At 66.1% G+C, this 16,857-nt stretch carries 14 protein-coding genes; 11 read left to right on the top strand and 3 right to left on the bottom strand.

What is annotated here, in order from left to right:
• Window positions 1-170 precede the first annotated feature (170 nt).
• The 4 genes from FHR22_RS15305 (at window position 171) to ald (ending at window position 5,816) form a co-directional block, all read left to right on the top strand.
• Window positions 171-1,067 carry a LysR substrate-binding domain-containing protein gene (locus FHR22_RS15305; RefSeq protein ID WP_166944387.1) on the top strand — a complete coding sequence of 299 codons (897 nt, stop codon included), beginning with the start codon at window positions 171-173 and terminating at the stop codon, window positions 1,065-1,067.
• Window positions 1,068-1,177: 110 nt separating this feature from the next.
• On the top strand, window positions 1,178-3,124 hold the full coding sequence (locus FHR22_RS15300) for a CocE/NonD family hydrolase (RefSeq protein ID WP_425057459.1): 1,947 nt from the start codon (window positions 1,178-1,180) through the stop codon (window positions 3,122-3,124).
• Window positions 3,125-3,175: 51 nt separating this feature from the next.
• On the top strand, window positions 3,176-4,576 hold the full coding sequence (locus tag FHR22_RS15295) for an amino acid permease (RefSeq protein ID WP_166944383.1): 1,401 nt from the start codon (window positions 3,176-3,178) through the stop codon (window positions 4,574-4,576).
• A gap of 115 nt (window positions 4,577-4,691) precedes the next feature.
• Window positions 4,692-5,816, top strand: a complete 1,125-nt coding sequence (ald, locus tag FHR22_RS15290; protein ID WP_166944381.1) for an alanine dehydrogenase — start codon at window positions 4,692-4,694, stop codon at window positions 5,814-5,816.
• A 49-nt stretch (window positions 5,817-5,865) separates the two neighbouring features.
• Here the strand turns inward: ald and FHR22_RS15285 are convergent, their stop codons facing one another.
• Together FHR22_RS15285 and FHR22_RS15280 are read right to left on the bottom strand one after the other, a co-directional pair.
• Window positions 5,866-8,847, bottom strand: coding sequence for a DUF2339 domain-containing protein (locus FHR22_RS15285; protein ID WP_166944379.1), 2,982 nt, complete (start codon window positions 8,845-8,847; stop codon window positions 5,866-5,868).
• 65 nt (window positions 8,848-8,912) lie between these two features.
• Window positions 8,913-9,653 (bottom strand): DUF72 domain-containing protein, encoded by a 741-nt coding sequence (locus FHR22_RS15280; protein ID WP_166944377.1) that lies wholly within the window; start codon window positions 9,651-9,653, stop codon window positions 8,913-8,915.
• A gap of 92 nt (window positions 9,654-9,745) precedes the next feature.
• On the opposite strand from FHR22_RS15280, the gene FHR22_RS15275 reads away from it, so the two are divergent.
• The 6 genes from FHR22_RS15275 to paoC all read left to right on the top strand — a co-directional run bounded on the left by FHR22_RS15275 (window position 9,746) and on the right by paoC (window position 15,173).
• The gene (locus FHR22_RS15275) at window positions 9,746-10,240 is read left to right on the top strand and encodes a hemerythrin domain-containing protein (protein ID WP_166944375.1); all 495 of its coding nucleotides are present in this window, start codon (window positions 9,746-9,748) and stop codon (window positions 10,238-10,240) included.
• A gap of 21 nt (window positions 10,241-10,261) precedes the next feature.
• A complete protein-coding gene (locus tag FHR22_RS15270) occupies window positions 10,262-10,936 on the top strand; it encodes a DUF6766 family protein (RefSeq protein WP_341786635.1) in 675 nt (224 codons plus the stop codon).
• A 35-nt stretch (window positions 10,937-10,971) separates the two neighbouring features.
• Window positions 10,972-11,181 carry a KTSC domain-containing protein gene (locus tag FHR22_RS15265; protein ID WP_166944371.1) on the top strand — a complete coding sequence of 70 codons (210 nt, stop codon included), beginning with the start codon at window positions 10,972-10,974 and terminating at the stop codon, window positions 11,179-11,181.
• Between the two features lie 192 nt (window positions 11,182-11,373).
• Entirely contained in the window at window positions 11,374-12,015 is a 642-nt protein-coding gene (gene paoA, locus FHR22_RS15260; RefSeq protein ID WP_166944369.1) for an aldehyde dehydrogenase iron-sulfur subunit PaoA, read from the top strand.
• Window positions 12,012-12,962: an FAD binding domain-containing protein gene (locus tag FHR22_RS15255; RefSeq protein WP_166944367.1), complete on the top strand. Its 951-nt coding sequence runs from the start codon at window positions 12,012-12,014 to the stop codon at window positions 12,960-12,962. Before paoA ends, FHR22_RS15255 begins: the two co-directional genes overlap by 4 nt.
• Before the next feature lie 3 nt (window positions 12,963-12,965).
• Window positions 12,966-15,173: an aldehyde oxidoreductase molybdenum-binding subunit PaoC gene (gene paoC, locus FHR22_RS15250; protein WP_166944365.1), complete on the top strand. Its 2,208-nt coding sequence runs from the start codon at window positions 12,966-12,968 to the stop codon at window positions 15,171-15,173.
• Here paoC and FHR22_RS15245 read toward each other — a convergent pair whose 3' ends face one another.
• Window positions 15,174-15,752 carry an NTP transferase domain-containing protein gene (locus FHR22_RS15245; protein WP_166944362.1) on the bottom strand — a complete coding sequence of 193 codons (579 nt, stop codon included), beginning with the start codon at window positions 15,750-15,752 and terminating at the stop codon, window positions 15,174-15,176.
• 42 nt (window positions 15,753-15,794) lie between these two features.
• On the opposite strand from FHR22_RS15245, the gene FHR22_RS15240 reads away from it, so the two are divergent.
• The gene (locus tag FHR22_RS15240; protein WP_166944359.1) at window positions 15,795-16,775 is read left to right on the top strand and encodes an XdhC family protein; all 981 of its coding nucleotides are present in this window, start codon (window positions 15,795-15,797) and stop codon (window positions 16,773-16,775) included.
• Window positions 16,776-16,857 lie beyond the last annotated feature (82 nt).

Genomic DNA, 16,857 nt, shown 5'->3' with positions numbered 1-16,857 from the left:
GCCGGCATCGGCAAGATCGCTACCCTCAGAGGAACTATTGCTGTATCGTTCCCCTGGCTTGCTCATGCCGAGTGCGGCCTTATGATTCTCAATATGTTCGAGGACATAAGGCGCGCGAACGGCACCCATGTGCAATCGACTAATTTTGCTGCTCAGGAAGATATATTCTGATGCCGAGGGAGCTGCCCAATCTGGACTGGTTGCGGGTGTTCGCATCGACCGCCGCAACCGAAAGCTTTGCCTTGGCGGCGGTCGAGCTTAGCGTGACGCCGGGAGCGGTCAGCCAGCGGATCAAGGCGCTCGAAGCCTATCTGGGGGTCGAGCTTTTCCAGCGCTATCCGCAGGGGGTCCGGCTAACCGAGGCAGGGAAGCGTTATGCGCAGCGCGTGCTGCCGCCGCTCGAGCAGTTGCTGGCGGCGACGCGCGACATCACGTCTTCGGGCGGGACCAAGGCGGTGAGGCTTACGATATTGCCCGCGCTGGCGCAGCTGTGGCTTGGACCGCGGATCGAGGATTTCCATAAGGCGCATGCCAATACGACGATCGAAATCTGGGCCGATCCCGTGGTCGTCGACCTGCGCACCTCGAATTTCGACGTCGCGATCCGCTATGGCCAGCCGCCGTTTCCGGGCTGCGACTATCGCGCGCTGTTTTTCGACGAGCTGGTACCCGTCGCTGCTCCGTCGCTGATCGAAACGGCCGAGCGCGACGAACATGGCCTGCCGGTCGGGATGCCGCTGATGCTCGACACCTATTGGGCGAATGATTTCGAGCATTGGCTCCATAGCACGGGCCATCCCCGCCCGGCCAATCTGATCACCCAGACCTTCTCGCTCTATTCGATGGTGGTCGAGGCGACACTAAGCGGTCGCGGGTTCATGATCGGCCACACGTCGGTGGTGTCCGACCTGATCGCGGAAGGGCGGCTGCAACCGCTTTCCGCCGACCGCGTGCCGGCTGGCAACCAATTCTATCTGCTGACCAAGGCGTCGTCGCCTTTGTCCGAGATTGCCGAAACCTTTATGGACTGGATCGTCGAGCAGGCGACACCTGGCGTCGCGGGATAATCGCAGAAGCAGCAATTCTGACCCAAAGGCGCAGGAATAATCGGATTGCGCCAATGTCGCCGCCGGACCACCCTCGGAAAAACTGGGCGTGCCGGGGGATGTAAGCCATGATGAAATCGCTGCTGGCTGTGGTGGCCCTTGCCGCCATCCTGCCCCTTCCCGTGATGCTGCAGGCGCAGGGCATCGAGCCGATCGTCAGGCCGGGTGGTGACGTGCTGCGCGACTATACGCCGATCCCCGCCGACGCCGATTATGAGCGCCGCGAAATGATGGTCCCGATGCGCGACGGGGTGAAGCTTTACACCGTCATTCTCGTCCCCAAGGGCGCAAAGGATGCCCCGATCGTCCTCAACCGCACACCCTATAATGCGACGGCGCGGGTGCTGCGCACGACGAGCCCGCAGATGGTCGACGCGGTGCCCTTCGAGGACCGGGAGTTTGCGAAGGCGGGCTATATCCGCGTCTGGCAGGACATTCGCGGCAAGTATAAATCGGAGGGCGACTATGTCGTCACGCGGCCGATGGTCGGGCCGCTCAACGATACCGGCGTCGACAACGGCACCGACGCCTATGACACGATCGACTGGCTGGTGAACAAGGCGAATCTGCCCGAAAGCAATGGCCGCGTCGGCATCATCGGATCGTCCTACGAAGGGACGACGGTCGTTCAGGCGTTGATCAAGCCGCACCCGGCGCTGAAGGTCGCGGTGCCCGAAAGCCCGCTCGTCGACGCATGGAAGGGCGACGACTGGTTTCACAACGGCGCGTTCCGGCAGGTGATGGCCGATTATATTGCGCAGCAGACCGGTGACCAGTCGATCGCCAAGGCCGCCTCGCGCGGCGGCTATGACGATTATGACAATTTTCGCCGCGCCGGATCGGCGGGCGACTGGGGCAAGGCGCGCGGATACGACCGGCTGCCCTTCTGGCGACGGTTGCAGGAGCATCCGGCCTATGACGCGGTGTGGCAGGGGCTGGCGCTCGACAAGCTGCTCGCCGCGAACCCGTCCGACGTCCCGACCCTGTGGGTGCAGCCCTTGTGGGATCAGGACGATATCTATGGCGCGATCCGCTCGTGGGAGGCGCTGAAGGCCAAGGGCAAGATGGGCAATAATCATCTTTTGCTCGGGCCGTGGTCGCACAGCCAGGTGAACCGCAACGACGTCGGCCGCAACCTCGGCCCGCTCCAGTGGAGCAGCAACACGATCACCCAATATTGGCGCGAAATGATCCTGCCCTTCTTCGACCAGCATCTGAAGGATGGCCCGCCCGCGAACATCCCGGCGGTGACCGCGTACAACACAGGTGAGGATCGCTGGGAGAAGCTCACGAACTGGCCGCTGGCGTGCGAGACGGGATGCCCGGCGCCGCTGACGCCGATCTACCTCGGCGCCGCTGGGCAGCTCGGCTTTCAGGCTGGCGCTGCGGGCGGCGACAGCTATGTCGCCGACCCTGCCAAACCGGTTCCGCATTACCCGCGCCCGGTGAATTTCGACGACGGCAGCTGGCAGAGCTGGCTGATCAGCGACCAGCGCGCCTTCGACGGGCGCCCCGATGTGATGACCTACCAGACCGACGTGTTGACCGATGCGGTGCGCGTTTCGGGCGCGCCGATCGCCGATATCTTCGCGCGCACCACCGGCACCGATGGTGATTTTGTCGTGAAGGTGATCGATGTGTATCCGGCGACCAATTCAAGCGATCCGAAAATGGGCGGGTACCAGCTGGCGATCGCTCTTGAAATCTTCCGCGGCCGCTATCGCGAGAGCTTCGAACATCCCTCGGCGATCCCGGCGGGCAAAGTGCAGCAATATAAGTTCCGCCTGCCGACGGTGAACCATGTGTTCAAGCCCGGCCACCGGATCATGGTGCAGGTCCAGTCGAGCCTCTTCCCCTATTACGACCGCAACCCGCAGACTTATGTCCCCAATATCTTTCAGGCGAAGCAGGCGGACTACCAGCCTGCGACAGTGACCATCGAGCGCGGCGGCAAGACGCCCAGCCGCGTGTGGTTGCCGGTCGTCTCGCTCGATCAGTCGGCGACGATGGTTCGCTGATCGTCATCCCGGCCCACGCCGGGACGACCATATTTTTACCGGAGAATTGCATTGAACAGTTGGACGCGCCGCAAGCCGATCGCCCCGGCGGGAGAGCGCCATCCCGACGCGCTGCCGCCGACCCTATCGTGGCCGCACCTGATGGCGCTCGGCGTCGGCGCGATCGTCGGTACCGGTATCCTCACCCTGATCGGCGTCGGAGCCGATCGGGCGGGCCCCGCGGTGCTCCTGTCCTTCGTCATCGCGGGCGCGGTCTGCGCCTGCGCGGCGCTCGCTTATGCCGAACTCGCGACGATCATGCCCGCGGCGGGCAGTGCCTACAGCTATTCCTATGCGGTGCTCGGCGAAGCGATCGCCTGGGTGGTGGGGTGGAGCCTGATCCTCGAATATTCACTGGTGGTATCGGCGGTCGCGGTCGGCTGGTCGGGCTATGCCTCGCCGCTGCTCACCGGGATCGGCTTCCCGGCAGCGCTCACCCAGGGGCCGGAACTGGGCGGCATCATCAACCTGCCCGCAGTGTTTATCATCGCGGTCGTCACCGGGCTGCTGCTGCTGGGGACAAGTGAAAGCGCGCGGGTGAATGCGGTGCTCGTGCTCGTGAAGATCGCAACGCTGTCGCTGTTCGTCGCTTATGCGCTGCCGCATTTCGACACGGCCAATCTCCATCCCTTCATGCCCTATGGCTTCGCGGCGAGCGTCGGCGAGGATGGCGTGCAGCGCGGGGTGATGGCGGCTGCGGCGATCATCTTCTTCGCCTTTTATGGCTTCGATGCGATTTCGACCGCGGCCGAGGAAACGAAACGCCCCGAACGCGACCTGGCGATTGGCATCATCGGATCGATGGTCGTCTGCACGCTCATCTACCTGCTCGTCGCCGCGACCGCGATCGGCGCGGTTTCCTTTACCCGCTTTGCTGACAGCCCCGAACCGCTGGCGCTGATTTTGCGGTCGCTCGGCCAGCCCGGCGTTGCGCATGTCGTCGCGACGGCGGCGGTGATCGCGCTGCCGACGGTGCTACTGGCGTTTCTTTATGGCCAGAGCCGTATCTTCCTCGCGATGGCGCGCGATGGCTTCTTGCCGATGGGGTTGGCGCGGATTTCGCGGCGCGGCACCCCGACGCGGATTACGGTGATGACCGCGGTGGTGGTCGCGACTCTTGCCGGTCTGCTGCCGATCGGCGAAATTGCGGCGCTCGCCAATGCGGGCACGCTGATCGCCTTCGTCGCCGTCGGCTTTTGCCTGATCATCCTGCGCCGTCGCTCGCCCGAACTGCCGCGCCCGTTCCGGGCGCCTGCCGTCGTCCTGGTCAGCCTCGGCACGGTCGGAGGTTGCCTCTATCTTCTCTTCAGCCTGCCCGCGCAGACCCTGTTCTGGTGCCTGATCTGGAACGTCGTCGGCATCGCGATCTACGCGCTGTACGGGCGGCGGCGGAGTTTGCTCGCCGCAGGATGAAAAAGCCTCGCCCTCGGAAGCAGCATTACTCGTTTGCGCGGGGCGGGGGTGGAGAGGGTAGTTGCCCCAGCCGCCGGGCACGCGCCCGGCACAACCCCCAAAGACCGGAGGCATTATGCTGCTAGGCGTTCCCAAAGAGATCAAGACCCATGAATATCGCGTCGGCCTGACCCCCGGTTCGGTCCGCGAATATGTCGCGCGCGGTCATGAAGTGCTCGTCGAAACCGGCGCCGGCCTTGGCATCGGCGCCGAGGACGATGTCTATCGCGCCGCGGGTGCGACGATCGCGAGCGATGCCGCCGAAGTGTTCAAGCGCGCCGAGATGGTGGTGAAGGTCAAGGAACCGCAGCCGTCCGAATGGGTCCAGCTGCGCGCGGACCAGATCCTCTTCACCTACCTCCATCTCGCGCCCGATCCCGAGCAGACGAAGGGCCTGCTCGCCTCGGGCTGTCACGCGATCGCTTATGAAACGGTCACCGACCGCTCGGGCGCGCTGCCCCTGCTGGCGCCGATGAGCGAAGTCGCCGGCCGCTTGGCGATCGAAGCGGCGGGTTCGGCGCTGCGTCGCCATGCCGGCGGCCGCGGCCTGCTGCTCGGCGGCGTTCCGGGCGTGGCGCCGGCGCGCGTGCTGGTGATCGGCGGCGGTGTCGTCGGCACGCATGCGGCGCGCATGGCGGTCGGCCTTGGCGCCGAAGTGACGATCGTCGACCGGTCGGTTCCGCGCCTGCGCCAGCTCGACGAACTGTTCGGCGGGCGCGTGCGCACGCGCATGTCGACGATCGACAGCATCGAGGAAGAATTGGTCGATGCCGATGTCACCGTCGGCGCCGTGCTGGTGCCGGGCGCGAGCGCACCGAAGCTGGTGTCGCGCGCGATGCTGGGCCGCATGAAGCCTCGTTCGGTGCTGGTCGACGTCGCGATCGACCAGGGCGGCTGCTTCGAAACGTCGCGGGCCACCACGCACGAAAACCCGACCTTCGAGGTTGACGGCGTGATCCATTATTGCGTCGCCAACATGCCGGGCGCGGTGCCGCTGACGTCGAGCCAGGCGCTTAACAACGCGACCTTGCCCTTCGGTCTCGCGCTTGCCGACAAGGGGCTCGCGGCGCTTGACGAAGATCCCCACCTGCTTGCCGGGCTGAATGTTTCGGGCGGGAAGGTGACCAATCAAGCGGTTGCCGAGGCGCTCGGGCTGTCATTTGAGGATGGGCGCGACACCATCCGCAAGCTCGCGGCCTGACGCGCAGCGGTGGGCATGGCCGGCCGGGCAGCCGGCCATGCCCAACGTCCTATGCCGCTGGCGTCTCGCGCGTGGGATCCGGCGCGAGCTGGCGGCTGTAGAGCCAGCCGATCCCGATCAGGCTGAAACCGAGCGCGACGAACGAACCGATCCGCGCCAGCCCTTCCAGCCCCGATGCATCGAACAGGAAGACCTTCCCCGCGGCACCGATCATCAGCACCAGCGACGCGATGCGCCAGTCGTGATGTTTCGAGCGGATACCCCATAGCAGGAAGCCGAGCGCGAGTGCGAGGAGCAGGATCGAGCGCAGGATATTCTCCGCGTCGGTCACGCCGCCGGTAGCCAGCAGCGATCCGTGGAAAAGCTGGCGCAGCGCCGCCCAGCCGAAACCCGCGACGAGCAGCATGACGGCGATCTGGATGATCCGGCCGAGTACCGCTGGCGGCTTGGCGAAGAGCGCCGGGATGCGCGTCACCCCGAACCATGGCAGCAGGAAAAGCGGTACGATCAGGTTGGCGAGCGGCCATGCCCCGACCGCCTGCGCCGCCCATAGCGGATTGTGCAGGACAAGGCCGTAAAGGAGCGCGTGTGCGGTTCCCGCGAGGACGAGCGGGCGGGCGAGGCCGGTCATGCCGCGCCGCAGCGCGAGCCATCCGCCGCCGATCAGCAACGCCCCCCATACCAGTCGCTGAACGATGCCGGTCGCGACGAAATCGTCGCCCGCCATCGCGGCGAAGCCGAGGCGGTAGAGCCCGTGAAGCGCGATGCCGCCGACGCTTCCGGCAAGCGCGAGGCCCGCGATCCAGAGCCAGCGGGGCAAGGCGTCGCGGATCAGCCACAGCGGGACGCCGAACAGCAAGGCGGGTAGGAGGAGGCGGAGCAGCAGCGGCTCGGCCGTCAGCGAAGGGACGTCGAGCTGCATCGGCAGCGCGACGAGCGATAGCAGCGCCTTCGTCGCCCATGCCGCGATCGGCAGCGCGGCCCAGGCGAGGCTGAGCACCGCAAAACTCGCTGCCGCACTGTCGATCCGATCGGCGCGAATGCGTCGTACGGCGAAAAGCATCGCGGCACCGCCGAGTGCCGGAACCAGCATCAGGGTGCCCGATGGGACAAGCTGCGCGAAGGCACCATAAGCGAGCAGCGCGGCCGCGATCTGGCCGATGCGCCGCACGATCGCTCCCTCGGCCCGCAGCGCCAGCAGCAGCGCCGCGACGGCGAGGCCGGCCCAGCGCAGGAGGGCCCTGCCGTCGGCGCCATCGGCCCCCTCGACCAGTCGCGGCAGTTCGGCGAGCGCGCGCGGCGTCGCGGCGAGCGCGGCGGCGGCGGCGCCGACGAAGCCCGCGGCGATCCGTTCGATGCGCCGATCGTGCGCGGCCTCGCCGAAGAAGAGCAGGGCAGCCGCGACGATCGCGACGCCAAGCGGCGCCATCCACGGCGGCAGGAGTAGCAGGATCGCGATAGCCAGCAGCGCGCTGCCGGTCGCGGTGAGCCAGGCGAAGCGGCTGTCGGCGACGCGGCCTTCGACCTTCCAGCCGCGCGCGATGCCCGTGCTGGCGAGCAGTGCGCCGCCGAGCGCGATGAGTGCGAGGGTGCCGTCACCGACGCTCCAGAAATGCCATTTGGTGAGCGGCAGCGGGGCAATCGCGATCGCGCAAAGCTCCCATGTGCGGCGCAGCACCTTGGGCGGCGTCCAGAGCCGGGCGAGAAGCGGGAGTGCGTGGATCGCGAGAAGCGCGGCGCCGATGACGCTGAACCAGATAGGCGCCGGGTCGGGCCAGGCGAAGAGCAGCGCCAGCGACAGCAGCAGGCTGATCGTCGGCACGATGGCGTAGTCGCGCTCGCGCCAAGCGAGCCACTGGCCCGCCGCCGCGATCAACGCGAACAATCCCCAATGGAGCGGCGCGAAGCCGCCATAGCCGACGAGCAGCGCCAGTTGGAGCGCCCCGACGATCGCCGACGCCGAACGCAGCAATGCGGCGCGTGGACCGTCATAGCCGATCATCGGCACCGCGATCGCCAGCAGCAGGACGAAGCCGCCGGTCGAGAACGAGGCGAGTGCGTCGACCGCCGAACTGGCCAGCACCATCCACAGGCCCCAGCCGGCACCGCCGACAAGTGCGGCGAGTGCGAGCCACGGCCAGCGTCGCGCTTTTGCTACCCCGGCGAGGCCGGCGATCGTCAGCGCGAGATAGACAGCGAGCAGCGGCACATTGGGCTCGATCGCGCCGACCATCGCCGGCGCCGCGAGCCCGCCGGCAAGGCCGAGCAGCGCGCTGGGCGGACCAAAGCGCAGCGACAGGCCGAGCGCCGCGGCGGTGACGAGCGCGAGCGCGAAAAAGGCAAGCAGCGGCCCGATCAGCAGATAGACGTTCGCCGCGACCATGATCGCGGCATAGAGTGTTGCGATGCCCGCGCCCGAAAGCGCCTGCGGCACCCGCACGTCGCGCAGCCTCGCCTCGTTGCGCCAAGCATATTCGGCGCCGCCGATCAGCGCAAACCCGAACAGCAATCCGGTGACGATCTGGACGCCGGGTGTGAAGATACGCGCGAAGAAGCCGGCGTCGATCGCGTAGCGAACGATGAGCACCCCGGCGATCGCGAGGGTCAGGCCGCCAGCCCAGATCGGCAGCGTCTTTCCGAACAGATTTTCGAACCGCGATGCGAGGCTGCGCGGCGGTTCGCTCGCGGCGGCGGCGGGCGGAGTAGCGGCGGTGTGTGCCTTCGCCTTTTTCGGGGCTTCCTTTGTGGCCGCCGCGATATCCTTTTCGTTGGATTTCGATGGTGGGCCGGAAGGCGCTGGGGGCATCGGTTCGGCAGGAATGTCTCGAACGGGAAGAGGGGCAGGGGCTGTTTCGGCGCCCGGAGAGGCGCCGGCCAACTGATCGATCGACAGGCCTGCATGGCGCTGCAACGCGCCGATCCGTTTTGCCGCTTCCGCCAGCGTCTTCTCGGCGCGCTTCAGGCGCCCGCGTGCGTCCATCAGCAGGACGAAGAATAAAAGCATGCCCAGAAAGGCGAGGAAGTCGAACATGATGATCCCTTCAGCTTGCCGTCGTAGCAGGCAATGCGCGTGAATTCGATTGGCCCCTGAAAATGTCAGCGATCACCTTCGATCGACGCCAAGCGCGCGGCCATCCCGAAGGCATCGTCCAACGCCGCCATCGCTGCGGTATTGTCGAATATGCACCATGCCGGGGCGGCTGCGCGTCTTTCGCTTGCGATCTGTCCGGCATAATTGTCGAGCCGCGCGGCGCCATAGGGTGACCGATAGATGACGGGCGAACCATGGAGCCGCCAATAGGAAAGGCCGCGCCAGCCGCCCGGGGTGGCGGCGGCGGGCACGCGGGCCGGATCAGCGGCGACGCGTGCGACTTCCAGCTCTTGCAGCAGCTTGTCGGGCTCCGGCTCGAACCAGCTCGGATGGCGCGGCTCGCAGACGATGTGCGCCGGGGTGGCGGCGGAGAGTTCGCGAAAAAAGGCGTCCGCAACCTCCGATCGATAGGCGAGTTTCGGCGGCAACTGGACCAGCAGCACCGCCAGCTTGGCACCGAGGCCCGACGTTTCGGCGAGCAACCGTGCGATCAGTTCGTCGCAGTTCGCCAATCCACGATGGTGGGTGATCGCGCGCGGGACCTTCACCGCGAAACGGAAATCGTCCGGAACGATGGCGCCCCAACGCGACCAGGTGGCGGGGCGGTGCGAGCGGTAGAAGGAGCTGTTGACCTCGACGCATGAAAATCGCGCGGCATAGCGCTCGAGCGCTATGCCCTCGCACGGAAAGCGATCCGCATATTGCGAGGCGATGCTCCACCCCGCGGTTCCGACCCTGAACGACATTCGGGAACAACGCCGCCGCAGCCGAGTGGATGCGCGCAACTTTTGGGCGAGCCCTTCATTTCAACAGGGCGGGGTACAGGAAAGCGACTGCCATGAAACCCACCGACACCGATGCCACGCATATCCTTGCTGCCGACCACCGCACGGTCGAAGGGCTGTTCGAAGAGTTCGAGAAAGCGAGCGGCAGCGACCGCAAGGCAAAGCTCGCCGAGAAAATTTGCACCGAACTCAAGATCCACGCCCAGATCGAGGAGGAAGTCTTTTATCCCGCGCTCAAGGGCAAGATCGACGATGATCTGCTGAAAGAAGCTTATGTCGAACATGACGGGGCGAAGATGCTGATCAACGATATTCTCGCCTCCGGCCCCGAGGACGAATATTTCGAGGCGAAGGTCACCGTGCTGTCCGAAGAGATCAGGCATCATGTGAAGGAAGAAGAAAAGCAGCACGACAATATGTTCCAGCAGGCACGCGCCGCCGACGTCGATCTCGATGCGCTTGGCGAACGGATGCTCGCGCGCAAGGGAGAGCTGAAGCGTCAGGCCGAGACGGCCGGGCTGCCGCCTGCCGAACTCGTCACGATGTAACCGGCGCCGGCCGGCGATCGCGTGACGAAGGAGGATCGGGTGCAACGAATCCGGGACAATGGTCTCACCATCGTGCTTCTTTTATTGTTTACGGGGAGTATTGTTGGGCAATGGCTTACGGGATGGCGCGTGTCGGTCGAGGATGCGGGGCGGCATGGCGAACCGGCGCTGTCGCTGGCCGCTTATACGCTGAGCCCCGAATTTCTCTCTTCGGTCTTCGAAAATTGGGAGAGCGAGTTTCTGCAAATGTCGGCGTATGTCGTGCTGACCGCCATCCTGGTTCAGCGTGGATCGTCGGAGTCGAAGGACCCCGACGATCCGCCGCGCGACGAAGATCTGGAAACACAGGCGATGAAGCCGGGCGCACCGGCGATCCTTCGCAAGGGGCGGCTGGCCCGTGCCCTCTATGCGCGCTCGCTCGGCATCATTCTTGCCCTGCTCTTCGTCCTGTCGTTCCTGATGCACTGGACGCAGAGCGCCAGGGCGGCGGCAAAGGAAGCGGTGGCGCATGGCGAGGTCGCGCCGGGCGTCATCGCCTATCTCGGCGATCCGCAGCTTTGGTTCGAATCCTTCCAGAACTGGCAGAGCGAATTTCTGTCGACCGCGGTATTGGTCGTGCTGTCGATTTTCCTGCGCCAGCGCGAATCGCCGGAGTCGAAGCCCGTCGCGGCGCCGCACGCGCAAACGGGCGCCTGATGGCGGTGCGGGCGTGCCGGACCGATGGATCTTCGATGATCGACGGCGCCGCGTTCGACGCGGACGCGGCGATGCTGTGCATCCGCTTTCGCGACAGCGGGACCTATTTTTACTTTGAGGTTCCCGAGGAGCTGTTCGATGGCTTGTGCCATGCCGCATCGGCCGGCGGCTTTTTCAACGAGCGGATCAAGGACCGGTTTCGCTGCGCGCGCGATCCCGGCAGACGCCGCTTTGGTCCGCTGTGATGGATATGGCGACTCAGTATTTTATAGCCTTGCGCGCCTGTTCGACGGTGCGCCAATATGTTAACGGTATCAGACAAATCCGAAACTTCTCGCCGAAGCGGCTTCACAAGAGCCGCACGGCAACGACTGCCTGACCTTTCCCGCGGACTTCCCGGTCCGGCGGCAAACAGAAAGAGAATCGGAAAACACGCGATGCAAACACCCGGGGAATTTGAATTGTCGCGGCGGGGCGTACTCGCCGGCGGCGCGGCATCGGTCGCGACGGCGGCGCTGGTGCCGATTGGCGCCGCCGCCGAGGCGCGCGAGGCCGCGGCTGCGCTGCCGACCGCGAAGGTCGCCTTTGACGTGAACGGCACCGCGCACGAGTTGGAGCTCGATACGCGAACGTCTTTGCTCGACGCGCTGCGCGAACATTTGAAGCTGACGGGCACCAAGAAGGGATGCGATCACGGCCAGTGCGGCGCGTGTACGGTCATCGTCGACGGGCGGCGGATCAACAGCTGCCTGACGCTCGCCGTGATGCACGACGGCGACAGGATCACGACGATCGAGGGACTGGGCACGCCGGACAAGATGCACGCGATGCAGGACGCGTTCGTCGAGCATGACGGCTATCAATGCGGCTATTGCACCCCGGGCCAGATCTGTTCCGCCGTCGCGGTGCTGGGCGAGATCAAGGCGGGGGTGCCGAGCCACGTCACCGCCGACCTGACCGCCGCGCCAAAGGTCACCGCGGCCGAGATTCGCGAACGGATGAGCGGCAATATCTGCCGCTGCGGCGCCTATTCGAACATCATCGACGCGATCACCGATGTTGCGGGGGTGAAGGCATGAAAAGCTTCACCTATGAGCGCGCCGACACGCCCGCTGCGGCGACCGCCGCCTTCGCCCGCGCGCCCGGGGCGCGCTTCATCGCGGGGGGCACCAACCTGCTCGACCTGATGAAGCTGGAGATCGAGACGCCAGCACACCTGATCGACGTCAGCCGACTCGCGCTGGACAAGATAGAAGCGACCAAAGAGGGCGGCCTCCGAATCGGGGCGATGGTGCGCAACACCGACCTCGCGAGCGATGCGCGCGTGCGCCGCGATTACGGCCTCTTGTCGCGCGCGCTGGTCGCGGGCGCATCGGGGCAGCTTCGCAACAAGGCGACGACCGCGGGCAATTTGCTCCAGCGAACGCGTTGCCCCTATTTCTACGACACCAACCAGCCGTGCAACAAACGCAAGCCCGGCAGCGGCTGCGCCGCGATCGGCGGCTTCAATCGCCTGCACGCGGTGGTCGGCGCGAGCGAGGCGTGTATCGCGACGCATCCGAGCGACATGGCGGTCGCGATGCGGGCGTTCGATGCGGCGGTCGAGACGGTCGATGCGGCGGGCAAAGTGCGCGCGATCCCACTTGCCGATTTCTACCGTGCGCCGGGAACGACGCCGCATCTCGAGACGGTGTTGGCCCCCGGCGAATTGATTACCGCGGTGACGCTGCCCAAGCCGGTCGGCGGCACGCATGTCTATCACAAGGTCCGCGACCGTGCGTCCTATGCCTTCGCGCTGATCTCGGTCGGTGTGATCGTCCAGCGCGACGGCACGGGCCGCGTCGCATTGGGGGGCATCGGCTACAAGCCGTGGCGTGTCGAGGCGGCCGAGGCCGAACTGCCGCGCGGCGCGAAAGCGGTCGCCAGCGGGCTGCTCGCGGGCGCCAAAACGACCCATGAAAATGCCTATAAGCTCCCCTTGGTCGAGCGCACGCTCGCCGGGGTGCTGGCACAAGCGAAGGGCTGAGCCATGAAGTTCGAAACGCCCGCCACGACCAATCCGATCGATCAGTTGAAGGTGATCGGCAAGCCCACCCGCCGCATCGACGGCCCACTCAAGACGACGGGCACCGCGCCCTATGCCTATGAACGGCACGACGTCGCGGCAAACCAGGCTTATGGCTATGTCGTGGGGTCGGCGATCGCCAAGGGGCGGATTGCTTCGATGAACCTCGACGCGGCGAAGGCTGCGCCCGGTGTCCTCGCCATCGTCACCGCGGCAAACGCCGGCAAGCTGGCGAAGGGCGATTTCAACACCGCCAAATTGCTCGGTGGCCCCGAAATCGACCATTATCATCAGGCGATCGCGTTGGTCGTCGCCGAAAGCTTCGAACAGGCGCGGGCGGCAGCATCGCTCGTCCGGGTCGAATATACGCGCGGCAAGGGCGCATATGATCTCGCTGCGGCGATGGGCACGGCGATCAAGCCGCAGGCGTCTTTCGGCACCGAGCCCGACAGCGGTATCGGGAATTTCGCCGCCGCCTTCGCCGAAGCGCCGGTGCAACTCGACGCGCGCTACACGACCCCCGATCACAGCCACGCGATGATGGAACCGCATGCGTCGATCGCGGCGTGGGAGGGCGACAAGCTGACCGTGTGGACGTCCAACCAGATGATCGCCTGGTCGGTCGGCGACATGGCCAAGACGCTGGGCATCCCGAAGGAAAATATCCGCTTTGACTCGCCCTATATCGGCGGCGGCTTTGGCGGGAAGCTGTTCAACCGCGCCGATGCGCTGCTCGCCGTGCTCGGCGCCAAGGCGGCGGGGCGGCCGGTCAAGGTGGCACTTACGCGTCCGCTGATGATCAACAACACCACGCACCGCCCCGCAACGATCCAGCGCGTCCGCCTGGGCGCGACCGCCGACGGCAAGCTGACCGCGGTCGGGCACGAAAGCTGGTCGGGCGACCTGCCCGGCGGCGGCCCCGAAACCGCAGTCGGGCAGACGCGCCTGCTTTATGCCGGCGAAAACCGCATGACCGCGATGCGCCTCGCCGTGCTCGACCTTCCCGAAGGCAATGCGATGCGTGCGCCCGGCGAGGCGCCGGGGCTGATGGCGCTCGAGATCGCGGTCGATGAAATGGCCGAGAAGCTGGCAATGGATCCGGTCGCGTTTCGGGTGCTCAACGATACGCAGGTCGATCCGGAAAAGCCGAGCCGGCCCTTTTCGCAGCGCCGCCTCAATGAATGCATGGAAACCGGTGCCGAGAGGTTCGGCTGGTCGAAGCGCAATCCGAAACCCGGGCTGACCCGCGATGGGCGCTGGCTGGTCGGGATGGGCGTTGCGGCGGCGTTTCGCAACAACCTCAACGGTCCCTCGGCAGCGCGCGTCCGGCTCGACAAGTCGGGCATCGTCACTGTCGAGACCGACATGACCGATATCGGCACCGGCACCTACACGATCATCGCACAGACGGCGGCGGAGATGATGGGCGTGCCGCTGGACAAGGTCGTCGTGAAGCTTGGCGACTCGGCCTTCCCCGTGTCGGCGGGTTCGGGCGGGCAGTGGGGCGCGAACAGCTCGACCGCGGGAGTCTATGCCGCATGCGTCAAGCTGCGCGAGGCGGTGGCACAGAAGCTGGGGATAAATGCCGCCGATGCGGTGTTCGCCGATAGCAAGGTCAAGGCAGGGCGCCGCAGTGCGCCTCTCGGTGACGCCGCCGCCGATGGCGAACTCGTCGCCGAAGACATGATGGAATATGGCGACCTGGCCGAGAAATATCAGCAATCGACCTTTGGCGCGCATTTCTGCGAGGTCGGCGTCGATGCGATGACCGGCGAAATCCGCGTCCGCCGCATGCTCGCGGTCTGTGCCGCCGGTCGTATCCTCAACCCCAAATCGGCGCGCAGCCAGGTGATCGGCGCGATGACGATGGGCGCGGGCGCGGCGCTGATGGAGGAACTGGCGGTCGACAAGCGCTTCGGCTTTTTCGTCAACCACGACCTTGCGGGCTATGAGGTCCCCGTCCACGCCGACATTCCGCATCAGGAAGTGATCTTCCTCGACGAAACCGACCCGACGACATCGCCGATGAAGGCGAAGGGGGTCGGCGAGCTGGGCATTTGCGGCGTGGCGGCAGCGGTCGCCAATGCCATTTATAACGCAACCGGCGTTCGTGTCCGTGATTATCCGATCACGCTCGACAAGCTGCTCGATAAATTGCCGGATATTGCATGATCAGCGCCGGGCGAGATCTTCGGGGCGGTCGATGTCCGCCAGCTCGCTGCGGCTTGTCATGACGAGCGTCGCGCCGGCCAGCAACGCCTTGCCGCCCCGATCGCCCGCACCCGCGCGCAGCCGGTCGAACAGCGGCCGCGCGAACAGCGCCGGGGGCATCGCCGTTTGCCCATCGGACGAGGCGACGATCGGTGCATCGTGCGGATCGAAGCGCGCCAGCAAATTGCCGAGATGGCGGGTGCTGACGAAGGGCATGTCGGCGAGGCAGATCAGCGCCGCCTGTTCGGGGCCGCGCGCCGCTTCGGCGATGCCGCATGACAGCGATTGCGACAGGCCGCGTTCGGGGTGCGGGTTGACGGCGATGTCGAAATCGAGCGCCGCCAGCATCGCGGCAAGCGCGCCGCCGTCGTCGTGGCAGACCGCGATCCGGCGCCCCGGCGCCAGGGCGACGATCCGCCGCGCCGCGTGCAGCGCGAGCGGCTCGCCGTCGAACGGCGTGAGCAATTTGTCGTCGGCGCCAAAACGCCGCGATTGTCCGGCGGCGAGCAGGATGGCGGCAATGTCCCCGGGATCTGTCACAGCGCTTCGCCTCTCCTTCGCCACTCTCAGCGCAGAAGCCCGATGATAGCAACCGCCGCCGCCGATATATTGGCTTTTGCCCTGGCGCGGATCGACGAGGGGCTGGGGACCGCGCTCGTAACCCTGACCGATATCGAGGGGACTTCGCCGCGCGCGATCGGCGCGCAGATGGCGGTGGCCGAAGACGGCCGCTACGCCGGTTCCTTTTCGGGCGGCTGTATCGAAGCGGCGGTCGTCGCGGAGGCGACCGGCACGCTTGCCGACGGCCGGGCAAGGCTCGTGCGCTTTGGCGCGGGATCGCCTTACCTCGATATCCGCCTGCCGTGCGGCAGCGGGATCGACCTTTTGTTCAACCCGCACCCTGACCCGGCGGCGCTTGCCGGGGTCCTGTCGAACCTCGACCGCCGCATGGTCGCGACGCTGCGACTGTCGCATGAGGGCGTCGACGCGGAGGGTGGAGGAGATGCGTCGGCGACCGGCTGGCAGGGCAAGGATTTCCGGATTTGCTACCCGCCGCGGCTTCGCATCGTCGCGATGGGGCAGGGCGAAGAACTGACAGCGCTCGCGCGGCTGGGGACGGTATTCGGCGCCGATGTCTGCGTGCTTTCGCCCGACCGGCGGGCTTTGGCCGAACTCGCCGCCGAAGGGACCGCCGCCATCGAACTGACGGCGCGCACGCATTTGCCGCCGGTCGCTACCGATCCATGGACGGCGGTCGTTTCGGTCTTCCATGACCGCGACTGGGAGGAAGAACTCCTTCCGCGCGCGCTCGAACTCCCGGGCTTCTACGTCGGCGCGATCGGAAGCCAGCGAACGCGGGCGGCCCGGCTCGACGCGTTGCGCGCCGCCGGTGTCCCTGACCGGCTCGTCCGCAAGCTGCAGACCTCGGTGGGGCTGATTCCCGCCACGCGCGACCCCGCGACGCTCGCGCTTTCGATCCTTGCGCAGGTCGCGGAGCAATATCAGGCTCTCGACGTAACGACGCTCTGTTCCGAAATCTTCGACTTCAACGTTCCGGCCTGATCCAAGCGGGTGATCATTTTTGGTTGAAACGTCATCCTGGCCTTCGCCGGGATGACGGAAGGAAGAAAGGCGCATATTCGGG

Source organism: Sphingopyxis panaciterrae, from assembly GCF_011762125.1.
Taxonomy (GTDB): domain Bacteria; phylum Pseudomonadota; class Alphaproteobacteria; order Sphingomonadales; family Sphingomonadaceae; genus Sphingopyxis; species Sphingopyxis panaciterrae.
This window is presented reverse-complemented; position numbering and strand designations above follow the sequence as displayed.

Coding starts and splice junctions, on each gene's coding strand:
- FHR22_RS15305 (WP_166944387.1), top strand. CDS start 171: ATGCCGAGGGAGCTGCCCAATCTGGACTGGTTGCGGGTGTTCGCATCG.
- paoA (WP_166944369.1), top strand. CDS start 11,374: ATGCAAACACCCGGGGAATTTGAATTGTCGCGGCGGGGCGTACTCGCC.
- FHR22_RS15265 (WP_166944371.1), top strand. CDS start 10,972: ATGATCGACGGCGCCGCGTTCGACGCGGACGCGGCGATGCTGTGCATC.
- FHR22_RS15285 (WP_166944379.1), bottom strand. CDS start 8,847: ATGTTCGACTTCCTCGCCTTTCTGGGCATGCTTTTATTCTTCGTCCTG.
- ald (WP_166944381.1), top strand. CDS start 4,692: ATGCTGCTAGGCGTTCCCAAAGAGATCAAGACCCATGAATATCGCGTC.
- FHR22_RS15240 (WP_166944359.1), top strand. CDS start 15,795: ATGATAGCAACCGCCGCCGCCGATATATTGGCTTTTGCCCTGGCGCGG.
- FHR22_RS15255 (WP_166944367.1), top strand. CDS start 12,012: ATGAAAAGCTTCACCTATGAGCGCGCCGACACGCCCGCTGCGGCGACC.
- FHR22_RS15275 (WP_166944375.1), top strand. CDS start 9,746: ATGAAACCCACCGACACCGATGCCACGCATATCCTTGCTGCCGACCAC.
- FHR22_RS15300 (WP_425057459.1), top strand. CDS start 1,178: ATGAAATCGCTGCTGGCTGTGGTGGCCCTTGCCGCCATCCTGCCCCTT.
- FHR22_RS15280 (WP_166944377.1), bottom strand. CDS start 9,653: ATGTCGTTCAGGGTCGGAACCGCGGGGTGGAGCATCGCCTCGCAATAT.
- paoC (WP_166944365.1), top strand. CDS start 12,966: ATGAAGTTCGAAACGCCCGCCACGACCAATCCGATCGATCAGTTGAAG.